The following is a 17,457-nucleotide window of genomic DNA, read 5'->3' as shown; positions in this document are numbered from 1 at the left end:
AAACTCTAGATCAGGCTCGTATGTCCATCGGCAATCCGCAAAACGGCGAGGCGTCCTGAGGCATAGGCACCGGTATCGATGCCGATCCGGTTCTTGCCGAAGGTGACCGCATCGGTCGGGGTATGTCCATGTACAACCGTATAGGGCAGCTCCGGACCACGACCGAGAAAGGGTTCGCGGATCCACATCAGGTCGTCATCGGCCTGGGCTTCCAGCGCGACGCCCGGCTTCAGGCCTGCGTGCACGAACAGAAATTGCCCCACCTTGAGCATGACCGGTAGGGATTTCAGCCAGGCATAATGGCTTTCAGGAATGGCCCGTGCCAGTTCCGAAGAGAGCCCCTTGAAACTGCCGGCCTGGTGCAAGGCATGATCGATATCGATGCCATAAGAATAAAGCGTGGCCGCCGCGCCGAAATCCAGCCAGCGCCGTCCAGCCGAAGGATCGTCGAGAAAATGGCAGAATACATCGTCATGATTGCCGCACAGCGATACCCGCTCGAAACCGGGTGCCAGCGGTGCCATCAGGTGGTCGATCACCCGGCGCGAGGACGGCCCACGATCGACATAGTCACCCAGCATGACAATCAGCTTGGGACCATCGATACTGCCGGCATCGTGCAGGATACGGCATTCCGCTTCCAGCAACTCAGCATAGCAACCATGCACATCCCCCACCGCATAGATCGCGGAAAACGCCTTGGGATCGATATCCACACGACTACGCATGCCAGCCACACCGGTTTCCGATCCGACGTCGAGAAATTTACGCAACAACTTTATCATAATGGTTCCAGCTTCCCGCAACCGTTTTACGCCTGTCACAAGCGCTTCTCAACCACGCGCAGGGCCAATCGTGATAATTACCAACCATTAAGGTTAACATCGGTTCGAATCGCGCGCTTTTCAGCATCGCGGCGCGCGCAAATCGATGCTTTTCCGCGACATGAACAGAGCTTATCCCTAGGACTATGAGAGAAAAATGGATCCCAGCTTTCGTAAAAAGACGAGCGATTACAAAAAGATCGAAAGTTCTATCTGATCCAATATCAACTTTGATCGATTTTAGCCAATCAATGGGGAAGCATCATGACCAAGCCATTTTACTGGAATGAATTGAACACCTATGATTTCGCCAGCCTGTCACCTGGCAGCACCATCGCCGTTTTGCCGATTGCCTCCACCGAGCAGCATGGGCCACATCTGCCAATTGCAACCGATGTGGCGATTGCCAATGGCATGTTGACAGAGCTGAAGCGCCAGCGCCCGGATGACCTGGACTTCCTGGTTCTTCCCACTCAGGAAATCGGCAAGGCCAATGAACATGTTTATGGCCCCGGCACGCTCTCACTCAACGCGGATCTGCTGATTGCGGCCTGGACCGCCATCGGTGCCAAGGTGGCGGAAGCGGGCCTGCGCAAGCTGGTCATCGTCAATTCCCATGGTGGCAATGTCGATATCATGAGCATTGTCGGGCGCGAATTGCGCGTCCGCCACAAGATGGCAGTGGTGTCCACCCAATGGAGCCGGTTCGGTAACCCCGATGGCATGATTTCCGATCATGAAAACCGCTATGGCATTCATGGCGGCGAAGTGGAAACCTCGCTGATGCTGCATTTCCGCCCCGAACTGGTGCGGATGGACAAGGCCGAAAACTTCGTCTCCAAGGCGGAATGGATGAAGGAACGCTCGGATTTTCTCCAGCCCTTACCCCCCCACTCGCTGGCCTGGATCGCCCATGACCTCAATCCGGCTGGCGTGGTCGGCGATGCCTCGAAAGGGACAGCGGAAAAGGGTGAAGCGATCTGCCGTCATCAGGTTTCCGGCTTCATCCAGCTGTTGCGTGACGTCAGGGACTATCCGCTGTCGGCGCTTTACTCCCCGGAATAAGAACGGTCCGCGGCAAGATATCCCCTGCCCTGCAATTCCATCACCAGGGCCTGGATTTCCTGAACCAGATATTCAACGAACAGGCTAGTCGCCGCATCGAGCGGCGCCCGCGCCCGGGCAAACAGTTTCATCGGCTGATGGCGGCAATGCGGCTCGGCCAGCGGTCGAAACACCAGTTCGCCCTTGCGGCATTCGACAATCACATCCAGGGGGTTGAGCAGGGTCAGCGCCGTGCCGCATTTGACCAATTGCTTCAGCAATTCGGAGGCATTGGTTTCCAGCAGCGGCTCGACCGGCAGCGGCAGGTTGGCAAGCGCCAGGTTGATGACATTGCGCAGGCTGGTGCCAGGCTCAGCCAGCACCAGTTTTTCCTGCACCACATCGACCAGATCGATCGGACCTTTTTCACGCGCCAGCCGATGACCGGGCGGTAAAACAGCGCCGACAGGGATATCAAAATTGGCGATGGTGCGAATGCCTGGTGTTGCCGGGATGTTGAAGCCCAGCCCGATATCCACTTCGCCCGTTAGCACCGGATTGAGGGTGGTGGAGCCGCTGTCATTGCGCAAATGCACCTTGATGCGCGGATGCGCGTCCAGAAACCGGGCAATGATTTCCGGTAGAGGCCCGGCCGCCAGCCCCACCGTGGCGACCAGCGACACCTTGCCCACCTGTGGCATTTTCAGGCTGCGGATCCGCGTTTCCAGACGTTCATAGCCCTTCAGAACGTCGCGGATATGCTCGACGCACAGCTCCCCCGCCGCCGTCAGCCGCAACCCGCGCGGCAGACGCTCGAAGAGGGGAACGCCCAGCTCATCTTCCAGTGCCAGAATCTGCCGGTTGACAGCGGAAGATGCAACGTTAAGTCTAGCGGCGGCTTTACGAATTGAACCGCAACGGGCAATCTCGTCGATATAAAGCAGCTTACGGGAGTGAAGCATGGCGTAGCACACCAGTCCATTTTTTAAGCAGATTGAACGATTCACATACAGAGCGAGCAAGCGATGCCATTAAGGCATCGAAGCGGACGAAATTTGATGCTTTTCAAGCCGCAAAGCAACCGCTCAAATGCATAAAACGCGGCGGGCCACTTCAGTGGAGCCATTTTGAGCGGAACCATTTCAGCGGCATGCGACATCGGGCGGCAGCACGCGATCCGAGGGATCAGGGGAAAATACACATGACGAAAACCATACTGCACAAGACGATTGTCAACACTTTGGCCGCAACCGCCCTGGCCCTTGGCCTTGGCAGCCCGGCCATGGCGCTGGACGAGGTCAGCTACGGCACCAACTGGCTGGCCCAGGCCGAGCATGGCGGCTTTTACCAGGCCGTGGCTGACGGCACCTATGAAAAATATGGTTTGAAGGTGAAGATCGTCCAGGGTGGCCCGAACGCGGCCAATCAGGCACTGCTGATCGCCGGCAAGGTCGATTTCTACATGGGCTTCCCGCTTCAGGAAATGGACGCTGTCAAGCAGGGCATTCCGCTGATCGACGTCGCGGCGCTGTTCCAGAAGGACCCACAGGTGCTGATCGCCCATCCAGACCAGGGGATCGAAAAATTCGAGGATCTCGCCAAGCTCGATACGATTTTCATGGGCAAGGACGGCTATGCCACCTATTTCGAGTGGATGAAGAAGAATTTCAAGGGCTTCAAGGACGAGCAATACAAGCCCTATACCTTCAACCCGGCGCCGTTCCTCGCCAACAAGAAATCCGCCCAGCAGGGCTATATCACTTCGGAGCCCTACGAGATCGAACAGCAGGGCGGCTTCAAGCCGAAACTCTTCCTGCTGGCCGACAACGGCTACAGTTCCTATGCGACGATGATCACCACCACCCAGTCCATGGTCGACAAGAAGCCGGATGTGGTGCAGCGCTTCGTCGATGCCTCGATCGAGGGCTGGTACAAGTACCTCTACGGCGACAACAAGGCCGCCAATGCGCTGATCAAAAAAGACAATCCGGAAATCACCGACGCCCAGATCGCCTTCTCCATCGACAAGATGAAGGAATACGGCATCGTCGAATCCGGCCCGACCCTGGACAAGGGCATCGGCTGCATGACCGACGAACGCTATAAGGCCTTCTTCGATACCCTGGTCCAGATCGGCGTCGTTGATGCCAAGCTCGACTATCACAAGGCCTATACGACCAAGTTCGTCTGCAAGGGCGTCGGCCTGACCCTGAAGAAGTGAAGCTAAAGAAGCAAGACAGGGCGGCGCACCGGATAAGCGCCGCCACAGCATCCGGATGAGGCGTGTAACCCCTCACCTCGCCAATGCTTACCAATATGTGCTTGCCTGTATGGACTTTGCCGACCTGCGCTCTGCCCACTTGCGCTCTTCTTGTTCACAAACTTGAGCGCACAAGTTCAGGCGAGAGCCAGCAGTAGCGGGATGATGAGGATGCTCCTTCCTCCTCATCCTATTTTCTTGTTTGCGTTTGTCTTGGGGAAAAGTGGAAACCGGTTTTCCCTAAGACAAACTCTAGGCCCTTCAACAACAGGCCCCGGAATGACCCCGACTGAACCACTGCAAAAGCCGCGCACTGAAAACCGCCAGCGCGCCCTCGTCATGCTAACAGGCGTGTCCAAAGTGTTTTCCAGCGGCACGGTGGCACTGTCCAACATGTCACTCACCGTCGAGGCGGGGGAATTCGTCAGCCTGCTCGGTCCCTCCGGCTGCGGCAAATCGACGGCGCTGCGGATCATTGCCGGTCTCGGTGGCATCTCCAGCGGCACGGTCGATTGGCCGAGTTCGCGGATCAATGCCAAGGGCTTGCCGGAAGGCGATATCAGCTTTGTTTTCCAGGAGCCGACCCTGCTGCCCTGGCAGACGGTGTTCGGCAATGTCTATCTGCCGCTGCGTCTGCAAGGGATTTCCAAGGCAGCAGCAACCTCGACTGTTCTCGAAACCCTTGACACGGTGGGCCTGAAGGATTTCGCGCAGGCCTATCCGCGCCAGCTTTCAGGCGGCATGAAAATGCGGGTGTCGATTGCCCGCGCCCTGGTGACCAAGCCGAAACTGCTGCTGATGGACGAACCGTTTGCAGCCCTTGATGAAATCACCCGGCAAAAGCTGAACGACGACGTGCTGCGGCTTTGGCGCGAGACCGGCATTACCGTGATCTTCGTGACGCATTCGGTGTTCGAGGCCGCCTATCTATCCAATCGCATCGTGGTGATGAAGGCAAGGCCTGGCCGGGTGCATGCGGATTTCACCATTGCCACCAGCCTGGAACGTGACGCCCATTACCGAACCTCGGAAGAATACCGGCAGGTCTGCGAAAAGGCCTCGAATGTGCTGCTGGAAGCCATCGGCTTTCCTCTTGATGGCGGCCTCTCCATGGCGGGATTGGAGCATCACGGATGAGCCAGAAGATTGAAACAGCAGCCGACGCTGAAAGCCTGGCCATGCCAAAACAAGGCGTTTTTGCCCGCCACGGAGAAACCATTCTCCGGGTGGTGATCCCGTTTGTGGTGGTCGCGGCTTTGGTGCTGGTCTGGCATGTCGGCGTCACCGTCTCCGAGGTGCCGCAATATATCCTGCCCGGTCCGCTGGCCGTGGCAAAGGCACTTTATACCGATTGGGGCATTCTGGGACCGGCGCTTTGGGTGACAACGAAAATCACTTTGATGTCGCTGGCCCTGGCGCTGATCGGCGGTGTCGGCATTGCGGTGTTTCTCATCCAGTCAAAGTGGATTGAAACGGCCTTTTATCCGATTGCGGTGATCCTTCAGGTCACGCCTGTCGTCGCCATTTCGCCGCTGATCCTGATCTACGCACCCTCAACCCAGGTGGCCCTGCTGATCTGCGCTTTCCTGGTCGCCTTCTTCCCGATCCTCTCCAACATGGTGCAGGGGTTGAAAAGCGTCGATCATAATCTGCTCAACCTGTTCGACCTTTACGGCGCCTCACGGCTGCAAACGCTGCTCTATCTAAAATTGCCGGCATCGCTACCCTATTTCATGACCGGTCTGAAGATTGGCGGCGGCTTGGCACTGATTGCCGCCGTGGTGGCGGAATTTGCGGCAGGTTCAGCCGGTGCGGGCTCTGGTCTGGCTTTCCGCCTGCTGGAATCGCAGTTCCGGCTTAACATTCCCCGGCTGTTTGCCGCCCTGTTTCTGCTATCGTGCCTCGGCGTGGTGATCTTCGCCATCACCTCCTTCATCTCATGGCTGGCGCTGCATCGCTGGCATGAAAGCAGCATCAAGCGAGAAAACTGATGACCAGATTGTTTGCCGATCTTCCGCAAACCGGGCGGTTTGCCCTGACGCGCGCCACCTTACCCGTCGAAGCGGTTGATGATGTTCCCGCTGGACCGGTCCGCGAGGGGCTGGTCAGCGCCGATCTGATTATCAACAACGGCAAGGTCGAAGCTATTGTTAAGGTCGGCACCACATCTCAATACAAGACCGGGGCGGACCTGCCGATCATCGATCTACGCGATGCCATGGTCTGGCCGACCTTTACCGACATGCACACCCATCTCGACAAGGGCCATATCTGGCCGCGAAAGCCCAATCCAACAGGCGATTTCATCGGCGCATTGAGCGCCGTGAAGGATGACCGCGAGGCGAATTGGTCGGCGGACGATGTGCGGGCACGGATGGAATTTTCGCTGCGCTGCGCCTATGCCCATGGCACCAGCCTGATCCGTACCCATCTCGACAGCAGCGCACCTCAGCACCGGATTTCCTTTGAGGTGTTTTCGCAGATACGCAAGGAGTGGGCGGGCCGGATCGACCTTCAGGCGGTCGCCCTTTTCCCCTTCGACGACATCACTGATCAGGCGTTTTTTAGAGATTTGCTGGAGGTGCTTGTTGCGCACAAGGGCATTCTCGGCGGCGTCACCCAGGTCTCGCCGGATCTCGATCACCGGCTGGACCTGTTGTTTCGCGCCGCAAGCGACCACGGGCTCGACATCGACCTGCATGTCGATGAGACGCAGGATGCTTCCGTGCTGACCTTGAAATCCATTGCCGAAGCCAAGCTGCGCAATGCATTTCAAGGCTCGGTCGTGGTCGGCCATTGCTGTTCGCTGACCCAGCAGAGCAACGATATCGCCAAGGCCACCATCGACAAGGTGGCGGAAGCCGGGCTTGCCGTCGTGTCGCTGCCGATGTGCAACATGTATTTGCAGGATCGCCATCCGGGCCGCACGCCGCGCCAGCGCGGCGTCACCCTGTTTCATGAACTGGCGGCAGCAGGTGTTCAGACGGCGGTTGCGTCAGACAATACCCGCGATCCCTTCTACGCTTATGGCGATCTCGATTGCGTGGAAGTGCTGCGCGAAGCGGTGCGGATCGTCCATCTCGATCACCCGCTGGACAGCACGGCCCGAATCGTCACCCGCAGCCCCGCCGATATTCTCGGACGTCCCGACCATGGCCGTATCAAGGTCGGGGCCAAGGCAGATCTGGTGCTGTTTTCGGCGAGAACCTGGAGCGAATTGCTATCGCGTCCACAGTCTGACCGCACCGTGTTGCGCTCCGGTCAGGCTATCGACGCGCAGGTGCCTGACTACCGCGACCTTGACCATTTGATGGAAGATTGAACAATGCCCGATTACGCAAAAATCAAAGCTGAACTTGCCGGGATCGCCGTCGAGGATAATCCGGCGTTGGTCAAGCAGAAGTCCCGGGATTTCTACTGGTACTCGCCAATCCTGAAGGCCGAGCTGGACCATGTCACGGCTGACCTCGTGGTTTCTCCGGTCAGCGAAGAAGAGGTGATCCGCACGCTGAAAGTGGCCTATGCCCACGGCGTTCCAGTCACTCCGCGCGGTGCTGGCACCGGCAATTACGGTCAGGCCATGCCGCTTTCCGGCGGCATCGTGCTGAACCTGATCAACATGAACAAGGTGAAAGAGATTCACCCAGGCCGGGTGATCTGCGAGCCAGGCATCGTTATCGCCGAACTGGATCGCCAGACACGCGCCCATTCCGGTCAGGAACTGCGCTTCCACCCCTCCACCGCCCAGACAGCCTCAATCGGCGGCTTTGTCGCAGGCGGCTCGGGCGGAGTCGGCTCGATCACCTGGGGTGGGCTTCGCGATCTCGGCAATATCCTGTCGCTAAGGGTCGTCACCATGGAGGCGGAACCACGCGTACTGGAACTATCCGCCTGGGATTTGCAAAAGGTCAGCCACGCCTATGGCACCAACGGCATCATCACCGAAGTGGAAATGCCGCTGGCCCCTGCCTATGACTGGGTGGACGTCATCGTCGGTTATGACGACTACATGGACGCCGTGCGCTTTGCCGATGCGCTCAGCCACCGCAACGGTATTCTGTTGAAGGAAGTGGCCCCCATCGCGGCCCCTGTTCCCTATGCGTATTTCTCCCGTCACAAGCCCTGGCTGAAGGACGGCCAGTCGGTGGTGGTGCTGATGGTCGCGCCGCATTCCATGGGGCCGTTTATTGCCTATGCCGAGAAAATGAAAGCCGATCTGCGCTTCCGCTCTGACACAGTGGAGAGCATGAAGGGCATTCCTCATACCTATGAACTGGCCTGGAACCACACGACGCTCCGGGCGCTGAAGGTCGATCCCTCGATCACCTATCTTCAAGTACAGTATCCGGGGCCGGATCATGTCGAAAAGGTCGGGAAGATGACCGAAATTTTTGGTGATGAGGTAATCGGCCACCTGGAATTCATGCGCTTTGATGGTGCGATCCAATGTTCCGGCCTGCCGTTGGTGCGCTACACCACCAAGGAGCGGCTGGAGGAGATCATCCGCATCCACGAGGACAACGGTTGTCCGATCTTCAACCCGCATCGCTACACGCTGGAAGAAGGCGGCATGAAGCAGACCGATACGGTGCAACTGGCCTTCAAACAGGAAACCGACCCCAAGGGCCTGCTCAATCCCGGCAAGATGATTGCCTGGGAAAATCCCGATTTCGATTTTTCCGCCGGGCGAAACTATTTGTTTCCGGGATTGCAATCGATGGGAGACGATTGAAATCCTTGCACTTTCAACCTGAGATGATTTAGAACGCAACGGCTTGACGGCATGAGGCCGTCTTCACAGTCCGAAGGTACTCCTGGCGGGGCTTGTCCCTGATCATGCAATGAACATGGCCTTTCATCCCGCCGATCGGCGGAAGAAGGTATCGGGACAAACGGCGCGGATGTTTTTGACAAAACCCTCCGGGGCACCGGCGGGCGCAAACCAGGGACTTTTGCATGCGCGTGCTCGTTCTTCATTCCCATCCCTTGGCTGAAAGCTTCAACCGGGCGCTCTACCACAAGACCTGCCAAAGCCTGGAGGCAGCGGGCCATGAGGTCGATGGCTGCAATTTGTATGACGAGGGTTTCAACCCGGTTCTTTCGGCTGAAGAGCGGCGGATCTATCATGATTATCCTGACAATATCGAGCCGGTGAAATCCTATGTCGAGCGGCTCAAGGCGGCCGAAGGGCTGGTCATCGTCACCCCCGTCTGGAACTTCAGCTTTCCCGCCATGCTGAGCGGTTATTTCGACCGTGTCTGGCTACCGGGCGTCACGTTCGAACTGGTCGATGGAAAACTGACGCCGACACTGCGCCATATCCGCAAACTCGCGGCGGTGATGACCTATGGCGCAACACCGTTAAGAGCGTTTCTTGCGGGCAATCCGCCAAAGAAATCCGTGACGCGCGTGATCCGCGCCCAGATCAAGCTGGGCGCGCCAGTCAAATTCATGGCCCATTACGACATGAACAATTGCACAGACGAAAGCCGCGCCGCCTTTCTGGAAAAGGTCCGGCGCGAGATGGGTCGGTTTTGAGCGCTGAATTTACCGCGCTGCTTTCAGCGAAGAGATGATCTCCTGCAATTCTGCACCGTGCTTTTCCTGTTTGCCCTTCGTTCCCCAATAGGTGATGACAAGCAGCTTGCCGGGACGGGGTGAGAGCAGCGACAGGCCAACATTGACGGCGCCGTCTTCATCGACGCCGGTCCAGTCGAAATTGGTCATGTCCATGCCGTTGATGACTTCGTCCGACTGCTTCTGGGTCGAGCCGTCGATCTTGACGCCGTTGTCCTGAAGGAAAGCGATGGCGTCATCGATTACCTTATCCGTGGTCTTGGCGTTGGCGACGTCGATGGCGATATAGATAGCGCCGTCCTCGGAGGTCGCATCAATGCCGCTTTCGGTTTCCTTCGGCTCCCAATCGGCGGGAATGGTGATGCGCGCGACCGGATTATCGCTTGGAAACAGCAGCGTATCGGCAAAAGACAGGTTTGGCAGAAGGAAGGTCAGCACAGCAACGGCAAATAATCTCTTCACGGATGGTCCCCCTAGTATCGATCGGATGTCGATTGGCGAAAATAGAGATTTCTATCCGTCTGTCGCTGGGAATTGCGAAATCGATCTGTACTATTTCAGGGTATGTTTTACAGCATATCAGCTTGCTGCCTGATTTGAACTATAGATCGCCCTGCTCCAACGCAAAAAAGCCCCACTGGCGTAAGCCGGTGGGGCAAGATGACTGGAGAGTCAAAAAACGTTACTGAATGATATCAATGACCGTATAGGACTGCGGATCGACGATAACACGCTCATTATTGACAATTGCATACGCATAGGTCGGATCTTCCGGGATCGGGGTGATCACAATCTGGCGCGGCAAATGCTGACCGACGACGATTTGCTGGTCGGTCACATAGGGTTGAGCTGGCATTGGTTGCTGGCGAACATAGGTGACAACACGCGGCGGTGGCGGATCGATAGCCGTGCCAGCAACCGCGCCGACAACGCCGCCAACGGCTGCGCCGACTGGACCACCAACAACAGCACCGGTAACCGCACCGCCGGCTGCACCGGTCACTGTGGCATTCTGCGCAATGGCCGAAGTTGCAATCGAGCCAGCAAGGGCGGCGGCGACAATAAGAGCAATCTTGGTTTTCATCCGAATATTCCTTCTTTCCGATTATCTGGTGGGATAACGGAGAAGGAAACTATTTGTTCCGAATATTTTAAATAACATCAAATGAATAAGTCGTTCATCTATCATTCATATTGAATAATCGATCGACAGTATACAAAAAAAACCAAAAACACTCATTTTTTGAAATGTAAAGAAATGTTCAGATCTTGTGTCTTTGATCTGTAAACAGAAGAATATTCCGGCTCGACAAAATCAAGCCGGAAAAAAATTCAAAATGATTTAGCCGCCGTCACTTCTACTTCAACCAAAAATTCCGGACGTGTAAATCCGGTGACGATAAGAAGCGTTGAAACCGGTTTTGGTTCCAACGTATAACGATCACGCACCGCCATATAGGGTGCAAAATCCTCTCGGCGCGTTACAAACCCGGCGATGCGGATGACATCCGCATAACTCATGCCCGCTTCGGCCAGGATGGTGCCAATGGCCTCGAAGCACAGAACCGCCTGGCCTTCGAGATCATTGGGAATGCTGTCATCGACACCGATCCCGACTTGGCCGGAGGTGACCAGCAGGCTGGCGCCCGGAGGCACCAGCAGGCCGTGATTGTAATTGCCGAAGGGTCTGCGCACCGAAGGCGGATTGAAGCTTTGCTTCATGCGTCCCACCCGACGATGCCTTTGATTTCCAGGAAATCGTGGATGGCCCAATCGGCATATTCGCGGCCATTGCCCGACTGTTTGTAGCCGCCGAACGGCGCGAACGTGTCCCAATCCGGATAGTTGAGATAGACCGACCCGGCCCGCATCTTCTTTGCCACGTCGCGGGCATGCTCAATATCGGTCGATTGCACATAGGCCGCCAGCCCATAGACCGTGTCATTGGCGATCTCGACCGCCTCAGTCTCGTCTTTATAGGGCAGGATCGACAGGACCGGGCCGAAGATTTCCTCCCGCGCGATGGTCATATCGTTGGTGACATTGCCGAAAATGGTCGGGCGAATGTAATAGCCGCGGTTCAACCCTTCCGGACGCCCCGGCCCGCCGGTAACCAGCGTCGCTCCGTCCTTGATGCCCGCTTCGATCAGCCCTTGGATCTTGTCATACTGGATCTGGCTGACAACAGGGCCGAGCTTGGTGTCTTCACTGCGCGGATCGCCGGTCACGAAACTTTCGGCCTCGGACTTCGCATAGGTCAGCGCCTCGTCATGACGGTCGGCGGGAACCAGCATTCGCGTCGGTGCATCGCAGGACTGGCCGGAATTGCCGAAACATCCCTGCACGCCCTTGCGCACTGCCGTTTCGAAATCGGCATCGGGCAGAATGATATTGGCGGATTTGCCGCCGAGTTCCTGGGCGACGCGCTTCACTGTTTCCGCTGCCGTCTTCGCAACGATAATCCCGGCCCGGGTTGAGCCGGTGAAGGACACCATATCGACATCGGGATGACCGGCCATCACCTGGCCGACATCCGGGCCATTGCCGCTGACCATATTGTAGACGCCCTTCGGCGTACCGGCGGCCTCCATCACTTCGGAGAAGATGATGCCGCTGATCGGGGCGATCTCCGACGGTTTAAGCACCACAGTGCAGCCAGCGGCGATGGCGGGCGCGACCTTGCAGACGATCTGGTTCAGCGGCCAGTTCCACGGCGTGATCAGCGCGCAGACCCCAATCGGCTCTTTGACCACCATGGTACCGCCGCGCTGCTCGGAAAATTTGAACGTCTCCAGCCCGGCAATCGTCGCTTCCATATGCGCACGTCCGGCCCAGGCCTGGCTTTCCAGCGCAAAGCTGAGTGGAGCGCCCATTTCCTGGCTGACAGCCTTGGCAATATCCTCAAACCGGTTGTTGTATTCGGCAAGCATGCGCTTCAGCAGCGCCAACCGCTCTTCCACCGACCATAGTGAGAAACTGGTGAAAGCCCGTTTGGCGGCAGCCACCGCCTTATCGACATCGGCCTTGGAGCCAACCGAAATCGATGTATAGGCCTCTTCGGTCGAAGGATCGATCACCTCAAGCGTTGCGGGATGAACCGGATCAACCCATTCACCATCGATGAAGAATTTCAGATGATTGCTCATAGTGCCTCCGGTGGATTGTTTGGGCAAGACTATCGATAAAGATGGCAGAGCTGCAAGCCGATTTACGCCTATCCCTGTCCTGGATCGGCTGGGAGCTGCCAGTCGATGGGGACCTCTCCATGCGCCTCCAGATAGGCATTGGCCTTGGAAAACGGCTTTGAGCCGAAAAAGCCGTTATGGGCGGATAGCGGCGATGGATGCACGGATTTCAGCACCAGATGCCGGGCCGGATCGACGAAAGCCGCCTTTTTCTGCGCATAGGCACCCCAGAGGATGAAAACCACATGCTCGCGGCTTTCGGCCACGGCATGGATGACCCGGTCGGTGAATTTTTCCCAACCCTTGCCCTGATGTGATCCCGCCCTGCCCTCTTCCACGGTCAACACGCTGTTGAGCAGCAGCACGCCCTGGCGCGCCCAATGTTCCAGAAAACCGTGCCGCACCGGGGCAATGCCGAGATCGGCCTGCAATTCCTTATAGATATTGACCAGCGACGGCGGAATGCGCACGCCGGGCTGCACAGAAAAGCACAGGCCGTGCGCCTGTCCTGCGCCATGATAGGGGTCCTGCCCCAGGATCACCACTCGCACCTTGTCGATGGGGGTCAGATCCAGCGCCCGGAAATACTCCGGCCCTCTGGGAAAAATCGGCTTGCCCTGCTGCTTTTCCTCGACCAGAAACTGCTTGAGGGTCTGCATATAGGGCTTTTCGAATTCCTCGCCGACCACGGCCTTCCAGCTGTCTTCCAGGCGAAGCGTCGATTGCGCCATCAGTCTCTCCTCACTGTCAGGGGTGTCAATAACCGCCAGTCGCCTCTGGTCCCGCCTCACCTTTGACGCTGCGCAGATGGTTGGCCGCAGCCGCAACCAGCAGGCCGACATCGCTTTGCGTGGCGATGAAGCGCGCGCCTGACCGGCGGGCAAGATCGATCATCACAGGATCGGTTGACATGATTCCAGCGGGCTTGCCCAGCGCCTTGGCCCGACGCAGAATATCCTCCACCGCCGCGTAAACCTCCGGCACATCGGCGCGGCCCGGAAAGCCGAGATCGGCTGCAAGATCCGCAGGCCCGATCAGAAAAGCATCGACGCCGTCAGTCGCAAGGATCGCCTCCAGATTGGCCATCGCCAACCGGCTTTCGATCTGCACGATCAGGCAGATCTGGTCATTGGCACTTGCCACATAATCCCCGATCCGGCCAAAGTCGGAGGCCCGGCCAAGCCCGGCCCCCATGCCGCGAATGCCAAAGGGCGGGTAGCGGCAGGCTTTTGCAGCAGCCAAGGCCTGGTCCGGCGTATCGACCATCGGGATCAGCAGCGTCTGCGCGCCAATATCCAGCGCCTGCTTGATCAGCCAGGCTTCGCCCATCGGCAGACGCACCACCTGATGGGCGGATTGACGGGCGGAAGCGGCAAGCTGGGCTGCCAGCAGCGGAATGTCGTTTGGCCCATGCTCGCCATCGATCAGCACCCAGTCATAACCGGCACCGGCACAAAGCTCGGCCCCATGCGCAGAGGCCAGCGCCACCCACAGGCCGTAGAGAACAGCCTCCTGCCGCAGGGCTTGCTTGAAACCATTGACGGGTGCGGGCATCGGCCAATCTCCATTCGCTGTCGTCAGACTTTCATAGCCCTCATTGCAGATGCGGTTCAAGGCCGATCCTGCCGGTATCGGACTGAAACAATTGACAGCCCATCCCCTTTGCCTCTACCTCATCCACCAAGGGAAGAGGTTTTTCGATGGCACGCAAAGTAGGTTCAAACGCCAGGCTGGACGACGCCGCCCGCGCCGGCTGGCTCTATTATGTTGCTGGCCGCACGCAGGACGAGATCGCCGCGGCGATGAATATTTCCCGCCAGAGCGCCCAGCGGCTGGTGTCCCTGGCGGTTGCCGAAAAGCTGGTCAAGGTCCGCCTCGATCACCCGATTGCTGTCTGTCTGGAACTGGCCGATGCGGTGAAGCAGGCCTATGGCCTGAAGCAGGTCGAGGTCGTGCCAACCGATCCCGGCTCGGACGCCACCGCGACAGGCATTGCCGAGGCGGGTGCCGCCGAACTGGAGCGCTGGCTGAAACGGCCGGACCCGCTCACCATCGCCATGGGCACGGGCCGCACGCTGCGCGCCATGATCGACCAATTGCCGCAGATGGACTGTCCGCAGCACAAGATCGTCTCGCTGACCGGCAATATCAGCCCGGATGGATCGGCGGCCTATTTCAACGTGATCTTTTCCATGGCCGATGCGGTGAAGGCCCGGCATTTTCCGATGCCACTACCGGTCATCGTTTCCAGCGCAGAGGAGCGCGACCTTTTGCACCGCCAGCCGCTAGTTGCTCCCACCATCGCGCTTGGCAGCCAATCCGATGTGACCTTCGTCGGTATCGGTGAGATGACCCTCAACGCGCCCTTGCTTCAGGACGGATTCTTGAAGGAAGCCGAAATGCGCAATCTTCTGGCCATCGGTGCCACCGGCGAAATCTGCGGCTGGATTTTCGATGCCAAGGGCAAGCTGCTGGACGACCCGGTCAACAGCCGTGTCGCCAGTATGGCGATCCCGTCGCGCCAAACCTCTGTCGTCATCGGCATGGCGCGCGGCAAACGCAAACACGCCGCCATCCGCGCCGCTGCACGGGGTGGCCATGTCAACGCGCTGATCATCGATGAAGATGCGGCACGCTATCTGCTCGGTCTCTGATCTTTGTAAACGGCAAATTGGGCTTACGATAGCATGCCGATATCAAGAGCAAGGACGCAAGGGCGATCTGCCCGACGACCGGCAGGCAGGCATACTGAAGGACGCTGATTGCGCCGCCCGGCACGATACCCACCACCAGCCAGACCAAGCCCGTATTGCTCACGACCCAAAGGGTCAAAAGCCGCAACCGCATTTGGCGCCAGCCAGCCGGAATGGCAGTCCTGCTGTCATTGACCAAGCCCTTGGTGCCCCAACTGACATCGTGGAAATTGGCAAGCGCATAACTCAGCAGATAAAAGCTGGCGACGGGTGCGGAGGGAATATAGATCACAAATAGTCTCAGCAGATCGGACATCCTGCGGGACGAATGGTGCAAGACCGCCATGCCAAGGATCAGGGCAACCATCAGGATCACGCCCTGAATGACAGGACCGACCTCAACAAGGCAGATGGCAAACCCCAGGACCGTGCAGGCCAGAAGGATGCCAAGACCAAGGCCATGCAAGCAGCCATGCAGCCTACGGCTGAGAGACCTTTTCCCCTCCCGCGCCTTCATGCTGGCCAGACAATAAAGCCAGAACAGCAACACACCGGCTGCCATTCCCCATGCCAAACTCTGGCCCGCCTCGTCTTGCCAAACCCCTGACGTCAGGGAGACAAGCAGGGCCAGTGACGCTGGGATGAACCATTGTTCCAGCAATTGCAGCAGAGTCCAGGCCAGCGCCAGTGCCATTGAGCACCAGCGTGCAGGCGGCAGGCGACCATGCCACAGCAGATCGGCAAGGCTGCCGATGGCCACCAGGCGCGCCACAAGCGTACTGTTTGTCCAACGGCGGCGCTGGCGCAGCAATTCGCCAACCGTCGCGCAGCCATCGGTGACAAGATTGGCATCGTGATGATAGCAGATGGTGCAGGCAGGATGGCTTTTGACGATTTCCGCGCCGATGATTCGATCTTCCGCGAGAAACAGATTGGCCTCCATCAGGCTCTTCGGCCTGGAAAGCCCGCGAAGATAGGCTGCCAGAGGATCGCCGTTTGCCCCGCGTCTCATGGCCGACATTCTGAACAGGCTGGCCTGCCCCGGCACGACTTCAAGATAGCCCAAACCGTTGCCAATCGGCCAATCGGATAATTTCTGCCAGAGAAAATCTGCCTGTTGCCAGCTTTGCAGCCAATCGGTCAAGGCGGCGTCTTCCATGACGATATTGGTGGCAAGGGCTGCACAGTCAGGCTCGCGTTCCATCTGCGCCAGCAATGCCGGTAGGCAATCGGCAGCAGGTCTCGACCCGGCATCGATCTGCAAGACAAAATCTGGCCGCAGGCGTTCGGCAAGGCTTCGAAAGAAGAAGGCATGGCTATCCAGCTTACCCCTGTTGCGGTCCTTCACCGCCAGATGCACGCGAAGAGGATTGCCGCTGACCCCGGTCAGCAGATCCATCGGAATAAGGCGGGTCTGAACGCGAACTTGCGCCTCATCCGCCCCATGCTGGCCGATGCCCGCTGCCTCAGGATCGCAACCCCAATCGAGATCGAAGCCAAGCCGGTTGAACAGTGCCTCGGTCTCTGGGTGAACGCGGTCGCGGCCATCCAGCACGATGGCCACTTCCAGCCGCTGTATAGGGCCATTTCGGCTGAGCAACACAGCCTGATTGGCGGCAAGGCAGGCCAATGTCGCCGCCACCGCCTCGGCAGGCTCGTTGAAAAGTGTGAGGCAGGCAAGAATTTCCGTACCCTCGGACGAGGCCTGATCGAAGGGTTGATCATCAAACCAACCGGTGTTGAGAGGCGCATTCTGCACCGAGACAGGCGCGCGCAAAGCGGCAGCCTGTCCGGCTGCACCGTCAGGTGCAACTGGAGAGAACAATGTCACAGCAATATCCTTAAATTATTCGGGTCAGTCTTTGCAGGCTGTC

The 17,457-nt window shown here is 58.1% G+C and carries 17 protein-coding genes; 8 read left to right on the top strand and 9 right to left on the bottom strand.

The features are described from left to right. Positions 1–5 precede the first annotated feature (5 nt). Complete coding sequence (locus IEI95_RS13005; RefSeq protein WP_015916963.1) at positions 6–785, bottom strand: metallophosphoesterase family protein; 780 nt, start codon at positions 783–785, stop codon at positions 6–8. A 303-nt stretch (positions 786–1,088) separates the two neighbouring features. Here IEI95_RS13005 and IEI95_RS13000 point away from each other — a divergent pair, with 303 nt between their 5' ends. Then, on the top strand, positions 1,089–1,889 hold the full coding sequence (locus tag IEI95_RS13000) for a creatininase family protein (RefSeq protein WP_156535334.1): 801 nt from the start codon (positions 1,089–1,091) through the stop codon (positions 1,887–1,889). Here IEI95_RS13000 and IEI95_RS12995 read toward each other — a convergent pair. Continuing rightward, entirely contained in the window at positions 1,874–2,830 is a 957-nt protein-coding gene (locus tag IEI95_RS12995; protein WP_156535332.1) for a LysR family transcriptional regulator, read from the bottom strand. The two genes, IEI95_RS13000 and IEI95_RS12995, sit on opposite strands and share 16 nt — an antisense overlap. A gap of 239 nt (positions 2,831–3,069) precedes the next feature. On the opposite strand from IEI95_RS12995, the gene IEI95_RS12990 reads away from it, so the two are divergent. From IEI95_RS12990 to IEI95_RS12965, 6 genes are all read left to right on the top strand, one after another. Continuing rightward, positions 3,070–4,089 (top strand): ABC transporter substrate-binding protein, encoded by a 1,020-nt coding sequence (locus IEI95_RS12990; protein WP_015916966.1) that lies wholly within the window; start codon positions 3,070–3,072, stop codon positions 4,087–4,089. Positions 4,090–4,407: 318 nt separating this feature from the next. After that, positions 4,408–5,265, top strand: coding sequence for an ABC transporter ATP-binding protein (locus IEI95_RS12985; RefSeq protein WP_156535330.1), 858 nt, complete (start codon positions 4,408–4,410; stop codon positions 5,263–5,265). A 41-nt stretch (positions 5,266–5,306) separates the two neighbouring features. Next, positions 5,307–6,119 (top strand): ABC transporter permease, encoded by an 813-nt coding sequence (locus IEI95_RS12980; protein WP_234891108.1) that lies wholly within the window; start codon positions 5,307–5,309, stop codon positions 6,117–6,119. Next, a complete protein-coding gene (locus IEI95_RS12975; RefSeq protein WP_194416540.1) occupies positions 6,119–7,450 on the top strand; it encodes a cytosine deaminase in 1,332 nt (443 codons plus the stop codon). The genes IEI95_RS12980 and IEI95_RS12975 overlap by 1 nt, the downstream gene beginning before the upstream one ends. 3 nt (positions 7,451–7,453) lie before the next feature. Then, entirely contained in the window at positions 7,454–8,860 is a 1,407-nt protein-coding gene (locus tag IEI95_RS12970; protein WP_156535323.1) for an FAD-binding oxidoreductase, read from the top strand. Between the two features lie 224 nt (positions 8,861–9,084). Next, positions 9,085–9,666: an NAD(P)H-dependent oxidoreductase gene (locus tag IEI95_RS12965; RefSeq protein ID WP_156535321.1), complete on the top strand. Its 582-nt coding sequence runs from the start codon at positions 9,085–9,087 to the stop codon at positions 9,664–9,666. A 9-nt stretch (positions 9,667–9,675) separates the two neighbouring features. On the opposite strand, the gene IEI95_RS12960 is transcribed toward IEI95_RS12965, so the two are convergent. From IEI95_RS12960 to IEI95_RS12935, 6 genes are all read right to left on the bottom strand, one after another. Then, positions 9,676–10,167, bottom strand: a complete 492-nt coding sequence (locus tag IEI95_RS12960) for a histidine kinase (RefSeq protein ID WP_194416539.1) — start codon at positions 10,165–10,167, stop codon at positions 9,676–9,678. Positions 10,168–10,387: 220 nt separating this feature from the next. Continuing rightward, entirely contained in the window at positions 10,388–10,789 is a 402-nt protein-coding gene (locus tag IEI95_RS12955; RefSeq protein ID WP_156535319.1) for a DUF1236 domain-containing protein, read from the bottom strand. Between the two features lie 248 nt (positions 10,790–11,037). Beyond that, positions 11,038–11,427, bottom strand: coding sequence for a RidA family protein (locus tag IEI95_RS12950; protein WP_156535317.1), 390 nt, complete (start codon positions 11,425–11,427; stop codon positions 11,038–11,040). Then, positions 11,424–12,851 carry an aldehyde dehydrogenase family protein gene (locus IEI95_RS12945; RefSeq protein ID WP_156535315.1) on the bottom strand — a complete coding sequence of 476 codons (1,428 nt, stop codon included), beginning with the start codon at positions 12,849–12,851 and terminating at the stop codon, positions 11,424–11,426. The genes IEI95_RS12950 and IEI95_RS12945 overlap by 4 nt, the downstream gene beginning before the upstream one ends. 68 nt (positions 12,852–12,919) lie before the next feature. Continuing rightward, on the bottom strand, positions 12,920–13,621 hold the full coding sequence (ung, locus tag IEI95_RS12940; RefSeq protein ID WP_156535313.1) for a uracil-DNA glycosylase: 702 nt from the start codon (positions 13,619–13,621) through the stop codon (positions 12,920–12,922). A gap of 25 nt (positions 13,622–13,646) precedes the next feature. After that, entirely contained in the window at positions 13,647–14,444 is a 798-nt protein-coding gene (locus tag IEI95_RS12935; RefSeq protein WP_156535311.1) for an HpcH/HpaI aldolase family protein, read from the bottom strand. Between the two features lie 146 nt (positions 14,445–14,590). Between IEI95_RS12935 and IEI95_RS12930 the strand changes: the two genes are divergently transcribed. Next, complete coding sequence (locus IEI95_RS12930) at positions 14,591–15,544, top strand: sugar-binding transcriptional regulator (protein ID WP_156535309.1); 954 nt, start codon at positions 14,591–14,593, stop codon at positions 15,542–15,544. Here the strand turns inward: IEI95_RS12930 and IEI95_RS12925 are convergent. Further along, on the bottom strand, positions 15,504–17,414 hold the full coding sequence (locus IEI95_RS12925; RefSeq protein WP_194416538.1) for a glycosyltransferase family 2 protein: 1,911 nt from the start codon (positions 17,412–17,414) through the stop codon (positions 15,504–15,506). The genes IEI95_RS12930 and IEI95_RS12925 overlap by 41 nt on opposite strands. Between the last annotated feature and the right edge of the window lie 43 nt (positions 17,415–17,457).

Source organism: Agrobacterium vitis (assembly GCF_014926405.1).
In the GTDB taxonomy this organism is placed as follows: Bacteria; Pseudomonadota; Alphaproteobacteria; order Rhizobiales; family Rhizobiaceae; genus Allorhizobium; species Allorhizobium vitis_H.
The sequence above is the reverse complement of the archived record's forward strand: the minus strand, read 5'-3'. Positions and strand labels throughout refer to the sequence as shown.